Here is a 16,441-nt window from a genome sequence, read left to right as displayed (position 1 = left end):
ACGCGGCGCTACATGACACTGGAAACCGTCGCCGCCATTTGCGACACTGCCCCCATGGACCCGGCGACAATCGCCGCCCTGTGACTGCGGCCGAGCCAAGGCCGAAGAGCAAAGTTACACCAACTCCCGGGACACTATCCTTGGCTGCGGTAACCTGCGTGCTGCGCAGCAAGCCGTAGGCCGAGCCGCCTGTCACGTCCTGTTCATAGAACAGTCCGTGGATCTGGGCGATCAGGTCGCCATCCACCACCGAATAGTTGGTGTTGGAATACTCGTCCATCAATGCGCGGCGACGCGCGGGCGGCTGTTGGTAGACGTATGACGTGAAATCGGCGTTGAAGATTTCGTTCACGAATGGGCTGTCATCCGAAGGTTTCAGCGCGTGGCTCCGGAAGATGAAATCCACCTCGGGCCGGGCCGGGTCATTAGCCAGATCGTTGAAGATTTCCGCACCGCTCTGGCCCGAGCCGATGACTGCGATCTTCATCGGCTTATCCGCCGCCGCCAGTCGTGGCTTGACCGTGCTGAGATAGGCGGAGCTATGGACAACCTCTGCCGTATCCTGCACCTCGGCAAAAACTTCGGGAACGGAGGGATTGCCGCCAACCGCCAGAACCAGGTTCCGGGTCAGGCGGCGGGTTTGCTCGCCCTTGCTGTCCTGTGCAATCACGGCCAGCAAATCGATGCTGCCGCCGCGCGCTTGAACCGGCTCCACACCGATGACGTGCTGGTCATAGGCGCAAATGCCGCCCATCTGTTCCGCGGCCCAGGCAAAATAGTCGTTGAACTCATGTCGACTGGGAAAAAAGCTCTTTCGATTGATGAACCGCTCCAGCCGCCCCTTGGCGTGCAGGTAGCTGAGGAATGAAAAGGGGCTGGCTGGATTGCGCAGCGTCACGAGGTCCTTGATGAAGGAGACTTGCATATCCGAGTTGTCGAGCAACATATCCGGATGCCAGGCAAAAGCGGGTTTCGATTCCAGGAAAACGGCGTCCAGAATCGATGCCCCCTGCTGCGCCTTTTCCCGAAGCGCAATCGCAAGAGCCAAGTTAGATGGGCCGAAGCCTATCCCGGTTACATCGTGAACCTGCGGCGGGTTGGTCATTGGGCAACTCCATTAGTCAGTTGGGCGGAAACGGATAGGCTTAGCGGTCGGCCCGGATCGGCCGGGTTTGGCCGGGCCCAGAGGCGCGATTTGAAGAAGTAGTCGCGCTCCAGCCGCACCAGCACCGCGCGCTTATGGGCAAAGTCGAACTCCTTGACCTTGGCAAAGCCTGAGCGGGTGAGGTTGCGCAGCTGCTGCGTGTGGCTGGCGGCGGGCTCGCCGGCCAGCGCTTGGGTGCGCGGTTCGGCCAGGAACATGAAGTGCATCAGCGAAGGCAGCCAAGCGGTGATGTAATCGGCACCGCGCGTGTGTTCATCGCCTACCAGAACATGCCAGCCGCGGTCCCAGGCACCGGCCTCAAAATGGGCGCCTATGCGGTTTTCACGTGCCCAGTAGAGCTCGAAGTAGCAGAAAGGCCGCCCATCAAGGCAGCCCAGCACCGGCATCATATGCGGATCCGCTGCCATGCGGGCCAGGTAGTCGCGGTGGTAATCAAGCGTTCCGGATTCTTCAAAGAATGCCGCCACCCGTTGATCGTTCATCCAACGGTTGAACAAGCCCAGATCCGTGGCTGCATCCAGCGTCCGAATGGAAAAAACCTGGTCCAACCAGGGGATATTGCGGTGATACAGGGTCCCTGAAGGTTTCGCAGGACGCAGCGGGTGCTGCCCGTGCGGGCCTGGGACCATGATTTGCGGAAAGCTGTGACGGCCTTGTGGTAACCAAAGATCCGGGAGCTGCCACAGAAGCTCCGGGAATACCGCCAGCCAGTCGTCATCCAGCACCTGCGCGGCACCACGCGCCAGCAGTTCTGGTTCCACGGCCTGCCAATGCTGTCGACGCAGCGTGATCAACACTTCTTCGTCGTTCCAGTTGCTGAGCGCCTCACAGGCAGCCAGCGTCCCTAGAAAGTCCGGCGGCGTCTGTGGCGGCTCCAGTACCAGTCGGCCGCCGCCTTGGTCGGTCACAGCCATTTCCTGGCAGGTCCCATTGGAGAAGACGGTTACACCGTCTCCGGTTCTGCGCGCCCAGCAAGGCAGGTCTTTGTTTGCGGTGGTATCCAGTGACACGCGGTCCCTCCATCTAGTGCGGCGCGAAATTTCGCGCCTGGTCTGCTAAGAGGAACGAAGCGGCAGCGGGGAAATTTATAAGAATAGGCCCGAATTCCGGGAATTTTTGCTGCGCTGGAACCTTGTGCGGAAGGCATGCCGAAAGACCCTGCTCCGCAAGACGGGCAGGGTCCGGAGCAGGTCTGGTTGCGAATGGCCGGAAGGCCTCAGCTCAGTGCGAAAACCCTTTGGATGGCGCGGTTTACGGCCACTGGCAGTACGGACATGTGGTTTTCGCCTGTGTAAGTCTCATATTCCACTGTTACCCCCGGAAGATCTGCCAGTTCTGCGGCCATTTGCTGCGCCGCCGAGATAGTGCGGGTATTCGCTTTTTCCGCCAGCCGGGCGGCGGCGTCCTCCGTGCCTTCCTGAAACGGCGCAAGGCGGTCGCCTTCCCATTCGCCGGCGGAGAGGTGCACATAGAGGCGATGGGCGCCTGGGTCGAACCGCGCCTGATGCTCCAGCAGGAAGCTGTCCTCCCAGGTGATCGCCGGGCTTGCGGCGATCCAGTGGCTGAAGGCCGCGGGTTGGGTGAACATCAACCACAGTGCAAACAGCCCGCCGAACGAATGGCCGAACAGCCCCTGGTGCGCCGGGTTTACCTGCATTTGTGCTTCCACGAACGGGCGGACCTGCTCGAGCAGGCACCGCGCCATTTCCGCGCCGCCGCCGGTGCGCACCTCTTTGCCGCCTTCCCAGAACGGGGGGTAGCTTTGCCCGGGCGGCGGGCCGAGGTCCCAGCTGCGCCGGAACGGATCATAAGCGTCATCGGTGGGATAGCCGACCGCCACAAGCACACCCCAGCCCACATTGGTTCCGGACGGATAGCAGGCTTGCGCCCGCATCGCGTCAATCGCGGTGCCGATCACTGCATTGCCGTCGGTCATGTAAAGCACCGGCCAGCCCTCTGACGGCGGCTCGCCAGGTGGTTGCCACAGGAACACCCGCCGGATGGAACCGGTCGCGCTGTCTACCAAGTCATACCAGCGAGCACCGGTCCAGGTGTTGCCTTCGGCCAAGGGTTTGATGCCTGTCACTTTCGCGCCTCCTCGATCGCGTTCAGCACGTCGTCCACCAGTGTCTCGCCGCATTCAAGCCCGGCTGCTAGGCGTACCGAACCGGCAGGGGTGCCAAAGCGCTGGAAGACATTGGCCGCGCCCGACAGCCCCAGCGCAGCCTGGGCCGGGATCACCAGACTTTCAGGTCCCCCCCAGCTGACGCCGATCTTCACAACCTTCAGCACATTGGTGAAGCGGGGGATGTCGACGCTTTCATCAAGGTCAAAGGCAAACAGCCCGCCATAGCCCGACAGGCAAGCGTTGCCCGGATTGGCTTCAAACGCCGGGTGACGCACCCGTGTCACCGATGCGTTCGCGGACAGCGCCCGCCCCAAGGCCAGACCGTTTTGCATATGGCGCGCCATGCGCAGGTGCAGGGTGCGCATGCCCCGCAACACCAGCCAGGCGTCAAACGGGGACATCTTGCCACCAAGATAGTGGTAGGAGTCGTGATTGATCCGGTCGATCAGGTGTTTTGGCCCGGCAACAAGCCCTGCAATCGTATCGGAATGGCCTGCCAGGTATTTCGAGGCGGCGTGAACGATCAGGTCGATGCCGAAGTCCGCCGGGCGCTGGAACAGTGGCGTGGCCCAGCTGTTGTCGATCACCGATATGACGCCCTGTTCCCGTGCAGCTGCGCCGATGGCGCGCAAATCCTGCGTGGTGAAGCTCCATGACGTGGGGCTTTCGAGATAGACCAGCTTGGCCCCGGGCAGCGCCGCGACCACTGCCTCGGTGTCAGTGCCGTCAACATATTCTGTGGTGACACCGAATTTCTTCAGCACGCATTCGAACAGTCGGAAGGCGTCGGAGTAAAGGTTCTCGACCGCCACCACCCGGTCGCCTGCCTGTACAAAGGGTATCACTGCCGCCGCGATCGCCGCCATGCCGGAAGCAAAGCCACGCGCGGCTTCCACACCCTCCATCCGGGCAATCAGGTTCTCGAGTTCTGCTACCGTCGGATTATTGCCGCGCGTGTAGATGTAGCGCTCGCTTTCACCAGCAAACACCGCTGCCATGTCCTCGTAGCGGTCGAACAGGAACGATGAAGTCTGAAAGATCGGCACCGAACTTGCATCATGCGGCATGGCTGCGTGCGGGGCGATCAGCTCGGCGGTCATCCGGTCCGAAGCCGGGATGCCGGGGGCAGTGGGATGGTCTTTCATGCAGGATGTCCTTTCAAGATGAAACGCGGCAGGTGCCAAAGGATCAGCGCCGCACCGATACCGGTCAGCAGCGCTGCGGCGGGCAGGCTGGCGGACAGTCCTTCAAATCCCCACAGGCGGGTGAAGCTGAACAGTAGTGGCAGGAACAGCCAGCCCAGTGGCGCAAGCCCCAGCACCGCGGCAAGCGGGGCGCGGGCCATGGCTTGCAGGGTGACTTGGGCGGAATGGCGCAATGCCGTGGCGGGCAGCGATAACGACAGGGCAAAGACTGTGGCAGGGGCGAGCGCGAGCACGGCGGGATCGTCTGTGAAAAGGCTGCTCAACTGTGGTGCTGCCAGCAGTCCCGCTGCCATGAAGACTGCGGCAGACCCGCACGCCATGGCTGCTATGGTGAAGGCCGCGCGGTTCAGTCGGCTGGTGCTCCCCGCGCCCACAGCATGGGCCAGCACCGGCTGCGCGCCCAGACAGAAGCCTTCGATGGGCAGCGATGCCAGCACCCAAAGCCGCAGCGCAATTCCCATCGCGGCCTGGCCGTTGGTGCCCGCTAGATCTCCTGCCAGTCGGTACAGCAGCAGAAAGGCAAGGCTTGCCAGCAGCACGGAACCTGCCTCCGGCAGGCCGACCCGCAGCACCGGCCAGAGCATTGTGAGCGTGTTCAAGGACAACGCGGGGCGGAGCCGGATGGCACCGCGCTCCCGCGCGAAATAGGCGGTGTATAGCCCAAGCGTAGCCAGTTGCGCCGCCAAGGTCGCCAGCGCCGCGCCTTTGACGCCGAGGCCAGCCCAGAAGATCAGAACCGGATCAAGCGCCATGTTCAGGGTGAAGCACATCACCAGGCTCAGCAGGCTGAAGCGGGCATTGCCTTCCCCGATAGCGGTGAAGTCGCAGAGGATCTGCACCATCCCCAGGCCGGCCGAGAACGCCATGATGGAAAGGTAATCCAGCGCCGGCGCCTGCACCGGTGGGGCCGCGCCCAGAAGGTGCAGGACCGGTAGGCGTGCGGCCCACAGCCCTGCCGACAACCCGACCGCCAGCAGCAGGCAAAGCGCCATCGCGGCAGAGGCCATCCGCCCGGCCTCGTCATGGCGCCCCGCTCCCAGGGCACGCCCCACGAAGGCAGCGGTTCCGACGCCTAAACCGACGCCCACAGCTGCGGTCAGCCCGGTCAACGGCAGCGCAAGGCTTACGGCGGCAAGCGCTTCGGGGCCCAGTTGCCCCACAAAATAGGCGTCTACGCCCTGATGGGTTGCGTTTATGGACAGCCCGCCCACTGCCGGCAGCGCTGTGCGCAGCAAGGTTTGAAACAGGGCTGGACTGCCCAAATCGATCGGTTGCATGGGGTGGCTGCTCCGGCTGGTATAAGCTGTCCGTGGAATGACGGGCGGGGGCACTGGAAATTCACCCCAACGAAAAACTTTTTTGGTCTGCGGGTGAATTCCGTGCGCTGGCGCGCGTCAGGGAGGGGACAAGACCCTGATGGAGACCCCGATGACCCAATCCGATACCGGCCAGTGGATATGTGTGCAGAACAACGAGGGACGCTGGTCCGTTTGGCCCGCGGACCTTCCTGTACCTGCGGGGTGGCAGGCGGAGGGCGCGCCTGCCACCCGAGAGACTTGCCTCGCGGAGATTGAGGCCCGCTGGAGCGATCCGCGCCCGAATGCGTTGAAAAAGGTGATGGCATGAACACTGGACACAGCCTGGCGCCCGGTCTGATCAGCCTGACACCTGAAGAAAAGCAGATCTGCGCCCACGACCAAGTTGGCCAGCTTGTACCTTATGGCGTTCAGAAGATGTTGATCGAAGCCGATCAGCGATGGAGTGCTGCGCAGGTGCGTCAGGCGGCGGAGGCGGTGATCGCCTCACAGCCCGTTTTCTCGGCCCGTATTCACCGCGGTGCAGGTGGCGATCTGGCACGCATTCAAAAGGACGAAAATCGGATTTCGCTGACCGAAACGACTGCAGAAAGGGCTGAAACCGCCCTCGCATCCGCGCGTTTCGATCTGGATGGTGGTCCCGGGGCACTGGCGCTCATGGCACCGAGGGCAGGCGGCCACCTGTTCGCCGTGGCTCTGCATCCCGCCTTTGGGGATTTTGGAGTGCTCGAAAATATCGCTGTAGGATTTGCCGAGGCGCTTCAAGGAAAGACGCACGACCCCCAAGACCTCGCAGCAGTTCCGCCGCTCCCGGAGGACGAGCAGCGCGCGCGGCTGGAGTACTGGAGACCTCTGCTGGATGGCGAAAGCTGCGTGAACGCGCGCCTTCCGCACCGCTACAATGGGACAGAACAGATGGAGCGCGGCGAGGCTTGCCACGTTCTGAATGCCGAAACCACTGCAGTGCTGCAGCAAGATGGCACGCCGTTGGACGTCCTGCTGGCGGCTGCAGTTGGTGCTGGCTTGCAGCGCTACACCGGTCATCGCCACTTGCGCTTCGCCTTCGGTCAGACTGACTGCAAAAACACGCGGCGGAGTGAAGACCTCCTGCCGCTTTGCCTGAACATGCAGCCGGAAAGGCCATTCAGTGCTGCGGTGGCTGAAGCTGCACAGGCGCTGGCGCAGGCGCGGGCCAATGCGCTGCCGTCGGGGGTGATCGTACAGGATATGCTTCGCCGCGACGGGGCGGATCGCCATGTCATGGGCGCCGTCACCCTGCATGTGCAAAAGGAAATCGATCTGGCTGACGGCCTGCGACGCCTGTTCCTGCCCCAGCCGGCCGCCCGGGGTGAGTGCCTGTTGCAGGCCTATCTGCGCACCGATGGAACGCTGGAGCTGCGGGCCAATTACGCCCGCGGCTTGCTTGAGCCTGCGCTGGTGGATCGTTTCCTGGTCCATGTCGCCCGAATACTCGAAACCGGGCTTCGCAAGCCGGAACTGCCCGCTGGGCGGATCCCGCTCTTGGCGCGAAATGAACTGGATCTGCTTTCGGCCCCCTATGAGGACGATGCGCAGAACGACCCGCGCCCGGTGCATGAGCTGATCGCGGCTCACGCCAGGCTGACCCCGGATAAAACGGCGCTGATCTGCGCAGGCGTGGAGTGGAGCCATGGCCAATTGAACCGCCACGCAAACCGGCTGGCGCATCGGCTGCTGGAGTTGGGGGTGGGCGCGGAAGTGCCTGTTGCAGTGATGATTGAACGCGGCAACGAGGCGGTGATGGCGATCCTTGCCACGCTGAAGGCGGGTGGTGCCTATATCCCGGTGGAGCCGGACCACCCGGAAAGCCGCAATCACCACATTCTGACTGATGCGGGCGTGCAAGTGGTGGTCACCCGCCAGCGATATCTGGACCGGCTGCCCGACGGCACCGGCGCGCATATCCTCTGTCTCGATGACGACCCCGGTGCAGGCCAGCCGGAAAACGATCCGGACGTATGCATCCACCGGGACCAGATCGCATACATCATGTACACCTCCGGCTCGACCGGCAAACCCAAGGGGGTGGCGGTCGAACACGGGCCGCTCAGCGACCATCTGCAGGACACCGCGCGGGTTTATGAAATGAGCGGCAAAAGCCGCGAACTGCCGTTCCTGCCCTTTTCATCGGACGGCGGCCATGAGCGCTGGATGAATCCGCTGATGATGGGTGGCTCGGCGGTGATACCGGACGGGCCGCTTTGGACGCCGGAGCAAACCTATGCCGCGATGCGCAAATACGGCTGCAACAACGCCTCGATCCCGACCACCTATCTGCAGCAGCTGGCGGAATGGGCCGAACAAACCGGAGAGGCACCGCCGATGCGGCTGTATTCCTTTGGCGGCGAAGGGCTGGCGCAGGCGACGTTCGACTTGTTGTCACGGGAGTTGCGCGCACCGCTCTTGATAAACGGGTATGGGCCGACAGAAACGATCATGACCCCGATGGTTTGGAAGGTGCGTGCCGGTACTAAATTCGAAGGCGCCTATGCGCCTTTGGGGCGCGCAGTCGGCAACCGCCGGACCTATGTGCTTGACGAACGCATGATGCCCTGCCCGATTGGCGTGATCGGCGAAATCCACCTTGGTGGCGAAGGCGTTGCACGCGGCTATGTGAACCGCCCCGGCACCACTGCGGACCGCTTCATCCCTGATCCCTTTGCGCCAGAACTTGATGGTCGCGAGGGGGCACGCCTGTACCGGTCCGGCGACCTGGGCCGCTGGCGCGAGGATGGTACCATCGAATTCCTTGGCCGGGTGGACCACCAGGTAAAGCTCAATGGATACCGGATCGAGCCGGGGGAGATCGAGGCGGCCCTGCTGGAACAGCCGGGGGTGTCCGAGGCGCTGGTGCTGCTGCGCGAGGACGGGGGCAAGAAGCAATTGGTTGGATATGCTGTAGCGGCGAAGGAGATCGAGGAGGATGATCTCATGCGCGCGCTTGAGGCGCGGCTGCCCAAGCACATGCTGCCCACGGCGATTGTGGTGCTGGACCGGATGCCGACCAACCCGAATGCCAAGCTGGACCGGGCGGCATTGCCTATGCCGGGCGCGCGGCGACGAACGTCTGAAGGCGTGGCGCCGGAAAGCGCCGACGAAGCCCGTGTTCTGGATATCTGGCAACAGGAAATCGGCAATCCGCATATGGGCGTGACCGATGATTTCTTCGACATGGGAGGCAGATCGCTCACTGCGCTGAAAGTGCTGGTGCGGTTGCGCAAGCTGTGGCCGGGAACCGCCCTGACCATCGCCGACCTGTTCGACGCACCAACGGTGCGGGCTCTGGTGAAGCGAATAGCCGCAGGGAATGCCACAGGGCGGCAGGCAATTGCCCTGCGCGGCACCGGTAGCAAGCCGATGCTCTATTGCTTCCCCGGTTTGCTGGTATCCACCCGCGAATACATGCGGCTGACGGCCTATCTTGGCGATGACCAGCCGGTAACCGGCTTCCTCTGCCACTCGTTAAACGAAGACAAACGAATGAAAGTTTCGGTGCCCGAGGTTGTTGGGGGCTGTGTGGATCACATCCGCAAGGAAAGCGCGGGGCGCCCCTGCGCCTTCCTTGGTTGGAGCTGGGGGGGGCTTCTGGCGTGGGAGGCGGCAAGACAGCTGCAAGGGGAGGTAGACATCCGCATGGTCGGGATGGTCGACGTCTGTGATCTCGGCAGCGATTTCGCGCCTGGAGCTGTCCCGGAATTCGCGCCGGGTGAGCGCGAGCAGCTGGAAGCAGACATGCTCGCATGGCTCGGAAAGACGAAAATGCGTGCGCAATGGGACGCATTGATCGGGGCAATGGACCCGCTTTGCTATGATCAATTCCTCCGCTTCATCGGCAACGAAGCTGAGCCATTGCCATTTGATGGGCCAGAGGTTTCCAGCCGTGAGCACACGTTCTGGGTTCTGATCGACAACGCGCTCGTGTTCCGCCAGTACCATCTGGAACGGCTGGATCTGCGGGTGACGTCCTTTAGCGCGGGAGACAGCCTCAGCCGCGGCCTTAACCTGGTGGACTGGCGGCGGTACTCGTCGCAGGCCAATCCGGCAACGATCGTTCCCGGCACCAACCACCTGCATATCATCGGCGACCAGCTGTTCCATCGCCGGTTCAAGGAAGAATTGGACAAAGCGTTCGGCGGCTGACAGCCTTCTTCTGAAATTGCCACGGGCCGGAAATTTCCGGCCCGTGGCGCGCCGCTGCGAAGTCAGAATGCCCTATCAAAGACCGGAAGCTTCCACGCCGGGTGCGGCTGAAGATGCCGGGTTCCCGTCCGCTGCCGCACTTAGCGCCGGGCCAAGGCGGTCGAGCGCCCAAGGGATCGACAGCGGTGATTGGAAGCTCATCGCTCCCGTCATGAGGCGGTCCGCCCAGACCGATCGGCCCTCGCGGGCGAGCCGCAGCGCCCGATAGGAGGGCAGCGCTTCGATCTGTTTCCGGGCGGGGGCGTCCACCAGCCAAAGGACCGCATCCAGATCAAACAGGTCTGCCCGCTCGAGGCTGACACTGAAGTTGCCGCCTGGTCCGGCCAGCTCTTCAAACTCAGGGGGCGTCTTGATGCCCAGCCGGGCAAGCAGCCGGTTTGCTCCATCCGCAGGTCGGTAGCCGATGATCTGGCCGCCCGCGAAATGCGCCGCGGTGCCGCGCAGGCCGTCGAGTTCGGGATTGGCCTCGGCAGTTGCTCTGATTTTCGCGTCGAGCTTTGCAATAACCGTTTCCGCCGCCGCACCGCGCCCCGTGGCCTTGCCGATCAGCCGCAGCTCCTCTTCCCAAGGTGCGCCCCATGCGGGAAAGCCCTTGGGCGGCCCCACCACCGGCGCGATCTGTGACAGGATGCCATAGGTCCGCGCATCCATAGGTGCAAAGGTTGCGACAATCAGATCGGGATCCTGCGCCAGCACCCATTCGATGTCTATCTCGAAACCTCGCTGTACATCGGGTTCGGCACCGAGCGCCCTGCGGGCCGTTTCGGCCCAAGGCCAGGTCGCATAGGGATAGCCGCCAAACCACTCATGCACCCCGGTTGGAGCAATCCCCAACGCATAGAGAAAATCCTGCTCGTGATAGCCAACTGAGACGATGCGCTGTGGTTCGGCAGGCACGACAGTTTCACCGAACTGGTGGGAAACGCTGACCGGGAAACCATCCGCCTGCAAAGTTGAGGCGGGGATCAAAAACGTCAGCAGAAACAATAACATTTGCCGCATGGCCTGCCTTTCAATTGAGAGAAGACCTGGCGGCGAGCTGGGCGTATTCCAAGATGCCTAAGCCCTGCCCGGCGCAGGGTCAAGACGTCGGCCCTTGACCCCTTGCACGGGTTGTTACAGTCAGGAGCAGCCAGCGCATCGCCAGCAGAGTTCCGATTCCCAGCTTACGGCGATGTGCATGCGCTTGCGATCTCTGCAACCTCTTGTGGTTTTCACCGCTTTGTCCGGCCTTTGCGCTGCAGCTTTTGCGGCTGCGCTGATGTTCGGCGCACGTGCTGTTCCGCCCGAAGCGACCTGGCAGGCGCTGATCGCCTTTGATCCGGCGGACCCGGCCCAAGGTATCATACGCGGGCTGCGGCTGCCGCGCGCGTTGACCGGGCTTGCCTGCGGTGCAGCACTCGCCACCGCCGGGGTGATCATGCAGTCACTGACACGGAACCCGCTGGCGGATCCTGGCCTGATGGGAGTGAACGCGGGGGCAGCGCTGGCCGTAGTTGCCGCCATCTGGATGTTCGGACCACAGGATATTGCCGCGCTGGCAGTCGCTGCTATGGCAGGCGCGGGGACCGCCGCCGCGGCGGTGTGGAAGCTCGCGGGCGGTCGTGAAATCTCGGCAAGCGGTGCGCTGTCTGTGCGTCTGCCACTGGCGGGCACTGCAATCAGCAGCCTCTGCCTGTCGCTGGTGGCCGCGGCGGTTCTGCTCAACACCGAAGCGCGTGAGCATTACCGCTTCTGGATGGTCGGCTCCTTGGGGCAGGCCAGTACCGACAGCTTGCTCACCTTGGCGCCGGTGGCCGCGGCTGGCATTCTGCTTGGCTTGGCCTGTGCCCGTGGCCTTGATGCGCTCGCTCTGGGCAGTGATCTGGCTTCCGGGCTTGGCGCACGGCCCGGTCTTATCGCCGGTGCGGCGCTGACAGCAGTTACCGTGCTGTCCGGCACCGCGGTCGCGCTTGCCGGACCGCTGGGATTTGTTGGACTGATCATCCCGCACGCCGCGCGTGCTGTCGGCGGAACGCGGATAAGCCTTACTCTGCTTGCTGCCTTGCCGCTGGGTGCCGCGATGGTGCTGATCTGCGACACCATCGCCCGCGTCGCTGCGCGGCCGTCAGAGATCGCCTTGGGCGCGGTGCTAGCCCTGATCGGCGGCCCCGCCTTCATGTTACTGCTGTCCCGCGTGCTGGGGCCTGCCCGATGAGAGCGGCTGCGCTGATCGTTGCTTTCTTTGTACTCACCGGGCTGTCGCTCGCCGCGGGGCGCAACTGGCTGACACCGGTTGCCTTGTGGCAGGGGCTGGCGGCAGGCCCCGCGGAGGACTTCCTGATCTGGGGGCTGCGTCTGCCGCGAGTGATCTGCGCGCTGACGGTCGGGGCCGGGCTTGGGCTGTCCGGGGCAGTGTTCCAGTCACTGTTGCGCAACCCATTGGCCTCCCCGGATGTCATCGGCATTACCCAGGGCGCCGCTTTCGGCGCGGTGGCCAGGCTGTTGGCGGGAGGGGCGGCAATGGCGGGCGCTTGGGGCGGAGGGCTGCTGGCCATGTGCATGATATTCGGCCTTTCGCTCACACGGCAGCAAGGGATCGAGCCGCGGCGTCTGGTGCTGTATGGCATTGCCACCGGGATCACCGCTTCGGCCGGGCTGAATATTCTGATTACCCGAGCGGGCGATGCGGCTGCCGGTCAGGCGATGGCGTGGCTGGCCGGCTCGCTCAACGGGCGCGGCTGGCCGGATGCTGCAATCGCTTTTGCGCTGTTTCTGCCAATCGGGGTAGGATTGACAGCCGCGAGCCGGGTGCTGGACCGTATCGAACTTGGCGATGACCTGGCCCGGGTCCTGGGCACCCGGCTTGCGCTCTGGCGGCCGCTCCTGATCCTGGCTGCGGCATTTCTGGCGGCAGGCATGGTGGCCGTGGCCGGGCCTTTGGCATTTGTCGCCTTCGCTGCCGGACCAATAGCCCGCGGCCTGGGCAGGGGTGGACCCAACCTGCCCGGAGCGGCATTTGCTGGGGCGATGCTGGTTCTGCTGGCCGACCTCGCGGCGCGGGTGCTGGCACCCTCGGCCTTGCTGCCCGCGGGTCTTTACACCGCTGTGCTGGGCGCGCCCTGGCTCATCTGGGTGGTGACCCGCCGCATCAGCCACGGACAGCTTTAGGAGATGATATGAGCGTTTCCATCGAGAATCTAAAAGTGTCGCTTGGCGGCAGGCCAATTCTGAAAGGACTTTCGCTCGACTTGCCAGGCGGGGAGGTCAGCGGGCTGGTCGGTCCCAACGGCTGTGGCAAAACCACCCTGCTGCGCAGCATCGCCGGGCTGCTGCCGCTGCAGGGCGGCAGCATCTCATGGCGGCACCGTCAGGTTGCACAAATGAAAGCCGCAGAGCGCGCCCGGCAGATCGCCATCCTTCCCCAGTCCGCCCAGGCGCCCGAAGGCATGAAAGTGGCCGACCTTGTTGCCCGCGGCCGCAGCCCGCACCTGCGTCCGTTCCGCCCCATGTCCAGGGCCGACCGCGATGCGGTGCAGCGTGCATTGGCGGATGTCGGGTTGGAGCATCTTGGCGACAGGCCGGTTGCTGCCCTGTCTGGCGGACAGAGACAGCGGGCGTGGATTGCCATGGTGCTGGCGCAGGACGCGCCGCTGGTGCTGCTGGACGAGCCAACCACCTTCCTTGATCTGCCGCATCAGGTGGACATTCTGCGGCTGGCGCGCAGGCTAAGCACGGAACACGGCAAAACTGTCGTGATGGTCCTGCACGATCTGAATTTCGCGGCCCGGTTCTGCGACCGTATCGCCGCCTTGAAAGAAGGCCAGCTCGTTGCTGAGGGCGCCCCGGAGACAGTGCTGACGCAACAAACGATCGGGCAGATGTTTGGCATGACCTGTCGGATCCTGTCTGATCCACGACACAACACGCCTTTTGTCCTGCCTGACTGACCTTGGCACCACAATCACCACCGCAGTGCCAGCAAGCTCAGGCGGCGCAGAATAGCTCTGCGCCGCCCTCGTGCTTTAAAAGGTTTTTCCGACCGTGAGGGACACGCTGCGGCCGTCGCCTTTGGAGCAGCCATGGCTGTCATAGCAGATGCTATAATAGTCACGGTCGAACAGGTTTGAGACACGAAGGTTCACCTCCATATCCTCCCATTCGTAGCGCAGCGCCAGATCGGCAAGGGTATAAGACGGCGTTACCCGATTGTTGGCCTGTGTGGCGAAGGCTTCGTCAACATACCGGAGGCCGCCGCCGACGCTGAGACCTGGCACGACTTCAGAAGCATCATAGTCCAGCCACAGCGACAGCTGATGCGGCGGCGCCATTGCATTGTCATTGCCGCGCAGACCGTTCGTGGACGCGGTAATTTCCGTGTTCAGGAGGGTATAGCCAAACACGCCCTGCAGGTTATCGGTCAGGCGGCCGCGGGCTTCCAGCTCCATCCCAAGCGAACGGATTTCACCGGTTTGCGTGGAATAATCCCAATTGTTAGGAATGTAATCCTTCACGTTGGTTTTACGCAGATCGAACACCGCCGCACTCAGCAGGTAGTTGCCGTGCTCGGGCAGATAGCGCAGCCCAAGTTCCCACTGTTTGCTCTTGGACGGTTTCAGCGGCACTTCATCAATCGTTTTGCCAAAGTTCTGGATGAAGCCCTCGGTATAGCTGAGGTAGGGGGTCAAGCCATTGGCCATTTCGTAGGTGATCCCCAGCATACCGGTGGTGGCAGCGTTCTTCTGGGACTGCACGCTGGAAGTCAGCTGGTTTTCGATCTCATTCTCGAACCAGCTGCGCCGCAGACCGGCGGTGACGGAGACACCGTTGGAAAATTTGAAATGGTCCTGCAGGTAGATACCCTTTTCGGTGTATTCCTCCTTGTTGCGGGCAGACAGTGGCGGGTAGGCAACATTGAGATCGAACACCGGATTGGCAAAGCTGACGTCATAGGAGCCAGTCGCAACGTATTTCCGGTATTCCGTCTTGCGGCGTTGGTAGTCCACGCCGACGATCATGCTGTTGCCGCCGCTTTTCCATTCGAGGTAGTTGTCAAAGCCTATGTTGTAGGCCTCTAGGTCGTCGGCCGCAGCCGTATATGTCATGTCGCCGGTCGCGAAATCCGTCGAAGCCAGATACAGGTGCTGGTAATCGGTCTTTTCGCGGGCATAGCGGGCCTTCTGGTTGAAGGTCAGGCCATTGCCGAAGCGGTGCGAGAATTCCCAACCGAAGGAGCCACTGTCGCTTTTGTAGGAGTTGAACGGGGACTGGCGCTTGTAAAAATCGTCCGGCAGGCTGCCAAGCGCGGCGTCATATTCCACTCCGGCCTGCGGTACCCATTGTAGTGGCGTACGCTCGTCTTGTTGCAGATGCATCAGGACGGTCAGGCTGGTATCATCCGTCGGCGCCCAGGTCAGGCTGCCTGCCAGCAGGTTGCGGTCGTTGTGGGAGTTGTCCAGCGCGGTCTCACCGTCTCGCACCAGCGCCGTCAACCGCCCGGACAAGGTGCCCTGCGCATTGAGCACGCGGGAGACGTCCACGCCCGCTTCGGCAGTGCCAAAGCTGCCGTAGCCGACATAGGCCGAGCCTTCGTTGGCAAAGCTGGGGCGTTTGGTCACCATATTGACCATCCCACCCGCATCATTGGAGCCGTAAAGCACCCCAGCGGGGCCGCGCAGCACGTCGATCCGTTCCAGCATGTACGGGTCGATCTTGAAGCTCGCAAAACCGTGCGATTTGTTCGGCAAGCCGTCGCGGTAGAGCGCGGCGGTTCCCATGTCGAAGCCGCGGATCGAGAATTGGTCATAGCGGTCGTCAGCGCCCCAAGTCGACGGGTTGATACCCGGGGTGAACTTGATGGCATCCTCGACCTGCGTTGGGTTGCGCCTTTCCAGCTCGGTTGACGTGACCACCGAAACCGATTGCGGCACTTCGCTCAGCGGCACGCCGGATTTGATGCCGGTTTCCGTTGCCGGAGCCTGGTATCCCTCGACGGCGCCTGCATACTGCAATTTGTCGCGAACAATAATCGGGGCCAATTCGATTGATTGCTCGTCTGCGCTCGCTGAGATGGCTGCGAGGGAGCAGGCACCCAGAACCGTGCCGCACAGCAAACTGCGGCTGGAACGCTGCCGGAGTGGGGCCGGCGCAAATTTGATAGTAATCACTGTATCCCAGACTGTGAACCGCGCTTCCGGCGCGGTTTCGGTTGATCACTGCAGCCCGCATGGACGTGCGGCTGTTCACCTGGGAAACGCCTGGGTTGTGGCAAAATACACAGCGATCAACGGCTGTCAATCACGGCAGCCTGGTCAAAATGGGGCTCCTCTGCGCGGGTTTTGCAAGCAGTTAACGTCAGTGAACAATTGCCCTGCATGGGACCGGTAAATAGTGCCAAAATGGGGCGTGT

The 16,441-nt window shown here is 62.9% G+C and carries 12 protein-coding genes; 5 read left to right on the top strand and 7 right to left on the bottom strand.

Features of this window, described 5'->3' with window-relative positions; genetic code table 11:
• The 5 genes from AB9K35_RS02855 to AB9K35_RS02835 all read right to left on the bottom strand — a co-directional run.
• Positions 1-1,105 (bottom strand): lysine N(6)-hydroxylase/L-ornithine N(5)-oxygenase family protein (locus AB9K35_RS02855; protein WP_369924391.1); only part of this gene is annotated, 1,105 nt, incomplete at its 3' end.
• Positions 1,102-2,073: a GNAT family N-acetyltransferase gene (locus AB9K35_RS02850; protein ID WP_369924389.1), complete on the bottom strand. Its 972-nt coding sequence runs from the start codon at positions 2,071-2,073 to the stop codon at positions 1,102-1,104. The genes AB9K35_RS02850 and AB9K35_RS02855, both read right to left, overlap by 4 nt.
• A 308-nt stretch (positions 2,074-2,381) precedes the next feature.
• Entirely contained in the window at positions 2,382-3,251 is an 870-nt protein-coding gene (locus tag AB9K35_RS02845) for an alpha/beta hydrolase (RefSeq protein WP_369924387.1), read from the bottom strand.
• Complete coding sequence (locus AB9K35_RS02840; RefSeq protein ID WP_369924386.1) at positions 3,248-4,438, bottom strand: PLP-dependent transferase; 1,191 nt, start codon at positions 4,436-4,438, stop codon at positions 3,248-3,250. Before AB9K35_RS02840 ends, AB9K35_RS02845 begins: the two co-directional genes overlap by 4 nt.
• Complete coding sequence (locus AB9K35_RS02835) at positions 4,435-5,775, bottom strand: MATE family efflux transporter (RefSeq protein WP_369924385.1); 1,341 nt, start codon at positions 5,773-5,775, stop codon at positions 4,435-4,437. The genes AB9K35_RS02840 and AB9K35_RS02835 overlap by 4 nt, the downstream gene beginning before the upstream one ends.
• A gap of 151 nt (positions 5,776-5,926) precedes the next feature.
• Between AB9K35_RS02835 and AB9K35_RS02830 the strand changes: the two genes are divergently transcribed.
• Together AB9K35_RS02830 and AB9K35_RS02825 are read left to right on the top strand one after the other, a co-directional pair.
• Positions 5,927-6,124 carry an MbtH family protein gene (locus tag AB9K35_RS02830; protein WP_369924384.1) on the top strand — a complete coding sequence of 66 codons (198 nt, stop codon included), beginning with the start codon at positions 5,927-5,929 and terminating at the stop codon, positions 6,122-6,124.
• Positions 6,121-9,993, top strand: coding sequence for an amino acid adenylation domain-containing protein (locus AB9K35_RS02825; protein WP_369924383.1), 3,873 nt, complete (start codon positions 6,121-6,123; stop codon positions 9,991-9,993). Before AB9K35_RS02830 ends, AB9K35_RS02825 begins: the two co-directional genes overlap by 4 nt.
• Positions 9,994-10,068: 75 nt before the next feature.
• Here AB9K35_RS02825 and AB9K35_RS02820 read toward each other — a convergent pair whose 3' ends face one another.
• A complete protein-coding gene (locus AB9K35_RS02820; protein WP_369924382.1) occupies positions 10,069-11,046 on the bottom strand; it encodes an ABC transporter substrate-binding protein in 978 nt (325 codons plus the stop codon).
• 187 nt (positions 11,047-11,233) lie between these two features.
• Here AB9K35_RS02820 and AB9K35_RS02815 point away from each other — a divergent pair, with 187 nt between their 5' ends.
• From AB9K35_RS02815 to AB9K35_RS02805, 3 genes are read left to right on the top strand one after another with little or no spacing between them, the layout of a single operon-like run.
• Entirely contained in the window at positions 11,234-12,250 is a 1,017-nt protein-coding gene (locus AB9K35_RS02815; RefSeq protein ID WP_369924380.1) for a FecCD family ABC transporter permease, read from the top strand.
• Positions 12,247-13,203 (top strand): FecCD family ABC transporter permease, encoded by a 957-nt coding sequence (locus AB9K35_RS02810; protein WP_369924379.1) that lies wholly within the window; start codon positions 12,247-12,249, stop codon positions 13,201-13,203. Before AB9K35_RS02815 ends, AB9K35_RS02810 begins: the two co-directional genes overlap by 4 nt.
• An 8-nt stretch (positions 13,204-13,211) precedes the next feature.
• Positions 13,212-13,982, top strand: a complete 771-nt coding sequence (locus AB9K35_RS02805; RefSeq protein ID WP_369924378.1) for an ABC transporter ATP-binding protein — start codon at positions 13,212-13,214, stop codon at positions 13,980-13,982.
• A gap of 75 nt (positions 13,983-14,057) precedes the next feature.
• On the opposite strand, the gene AB9K35_RS02800 is transcribed toward AB9K35_RS02805, so the two are convergent.
• On the bottom strand, positions 14,058-16,070 hold the full coding sequence (locus AB9K35_RS02800; protein ID WP_369924376.1) for a TonB-dependent siderophore receptor: 2,013 nt from the start codon (positions 16,068-16,070) through the stop codon (positions 14,058-14,060).
• Positions 16,071-16,441 lie beyond the last annotated feature (371 nt).

It is taken from the genome of Leisingera sp. XS_AS12, assembly GCF_041224635.1.
Taxonomy (GTDB): Bacteria; Pseudomonadota; Alphaproteobacteria; order Rhodobacterales; family Rhodobacteraceae; genus Leisingera.
Note: the sequence above shows the minus strand (reverse complement) of the source record. Positions and strands in the feature narration are given on the sequence as shown.

What these genes read in the sequence shown, in the direction of transcription:
- AB9K35_RS02805 (WP_369924378.1), top strand. Translation starts at nt 13,212, where the DNA reads ATGAGCGTTTCCATCGAGAATCTAAAAGTGTCGCTTGGCGGCAGGCCA.
- AB9K35_RS02810 (WP_369924379.1), top strand. Translation starts at nt 12,247, where the DNA reads ATGAGAGCGGCTGCGCTGATCGTTGCTTTCTTTGTACTCACCGGGCTG.
- AB9K35_RS02830 (WP_369924384.1), top strand. Translation starts at nt 5,927, where the DNA reads ATGACCCAATCCGATACCGGCCAGTGGATATGTGTGCAGAACAACGAG.
- AB9K35_RS02835 (WP_369924385.1), bottom strand. Translation starts at nt 5,775, where the DNA reads ATGCAACCGATCGATTTGGGCAGTCCAGCCCTGTTTCAAACCTTGCTG.
- AB9K35_RS02840 (WP_369924386.1), bottom strand. Translation starts at nt 4,438, where the DNA reads ATGAAAGACCATCCCACTGCCCCCGGCATCCCGGCTTCGGACCGGATG.
- AB9K35_RS02815 (WP_369924380.1), top strand. Translation starts at nt 11,234, where the DNA reads ATGCGCTTGCGATCTCTGCAACCTCTTGTGGTTTTCACCGCTTTGTCC.
- AB9K35_RS02820 (WP_369924382.1), bottom strand. Translation starts at nt 11,046, where the DNA reads ATGTTATTGTTTCTGCTGACGTTTTTGATCCCCGCCTCAACTTTGCAG.
- AB9K35_RS02825 (WP_369924383.1), top strand. Translation starts at nt 6,121, where the DNA reads ATGAACACTGGACACAGCCTGGCGCCCGGTCTGATCAGCCTGACACCT.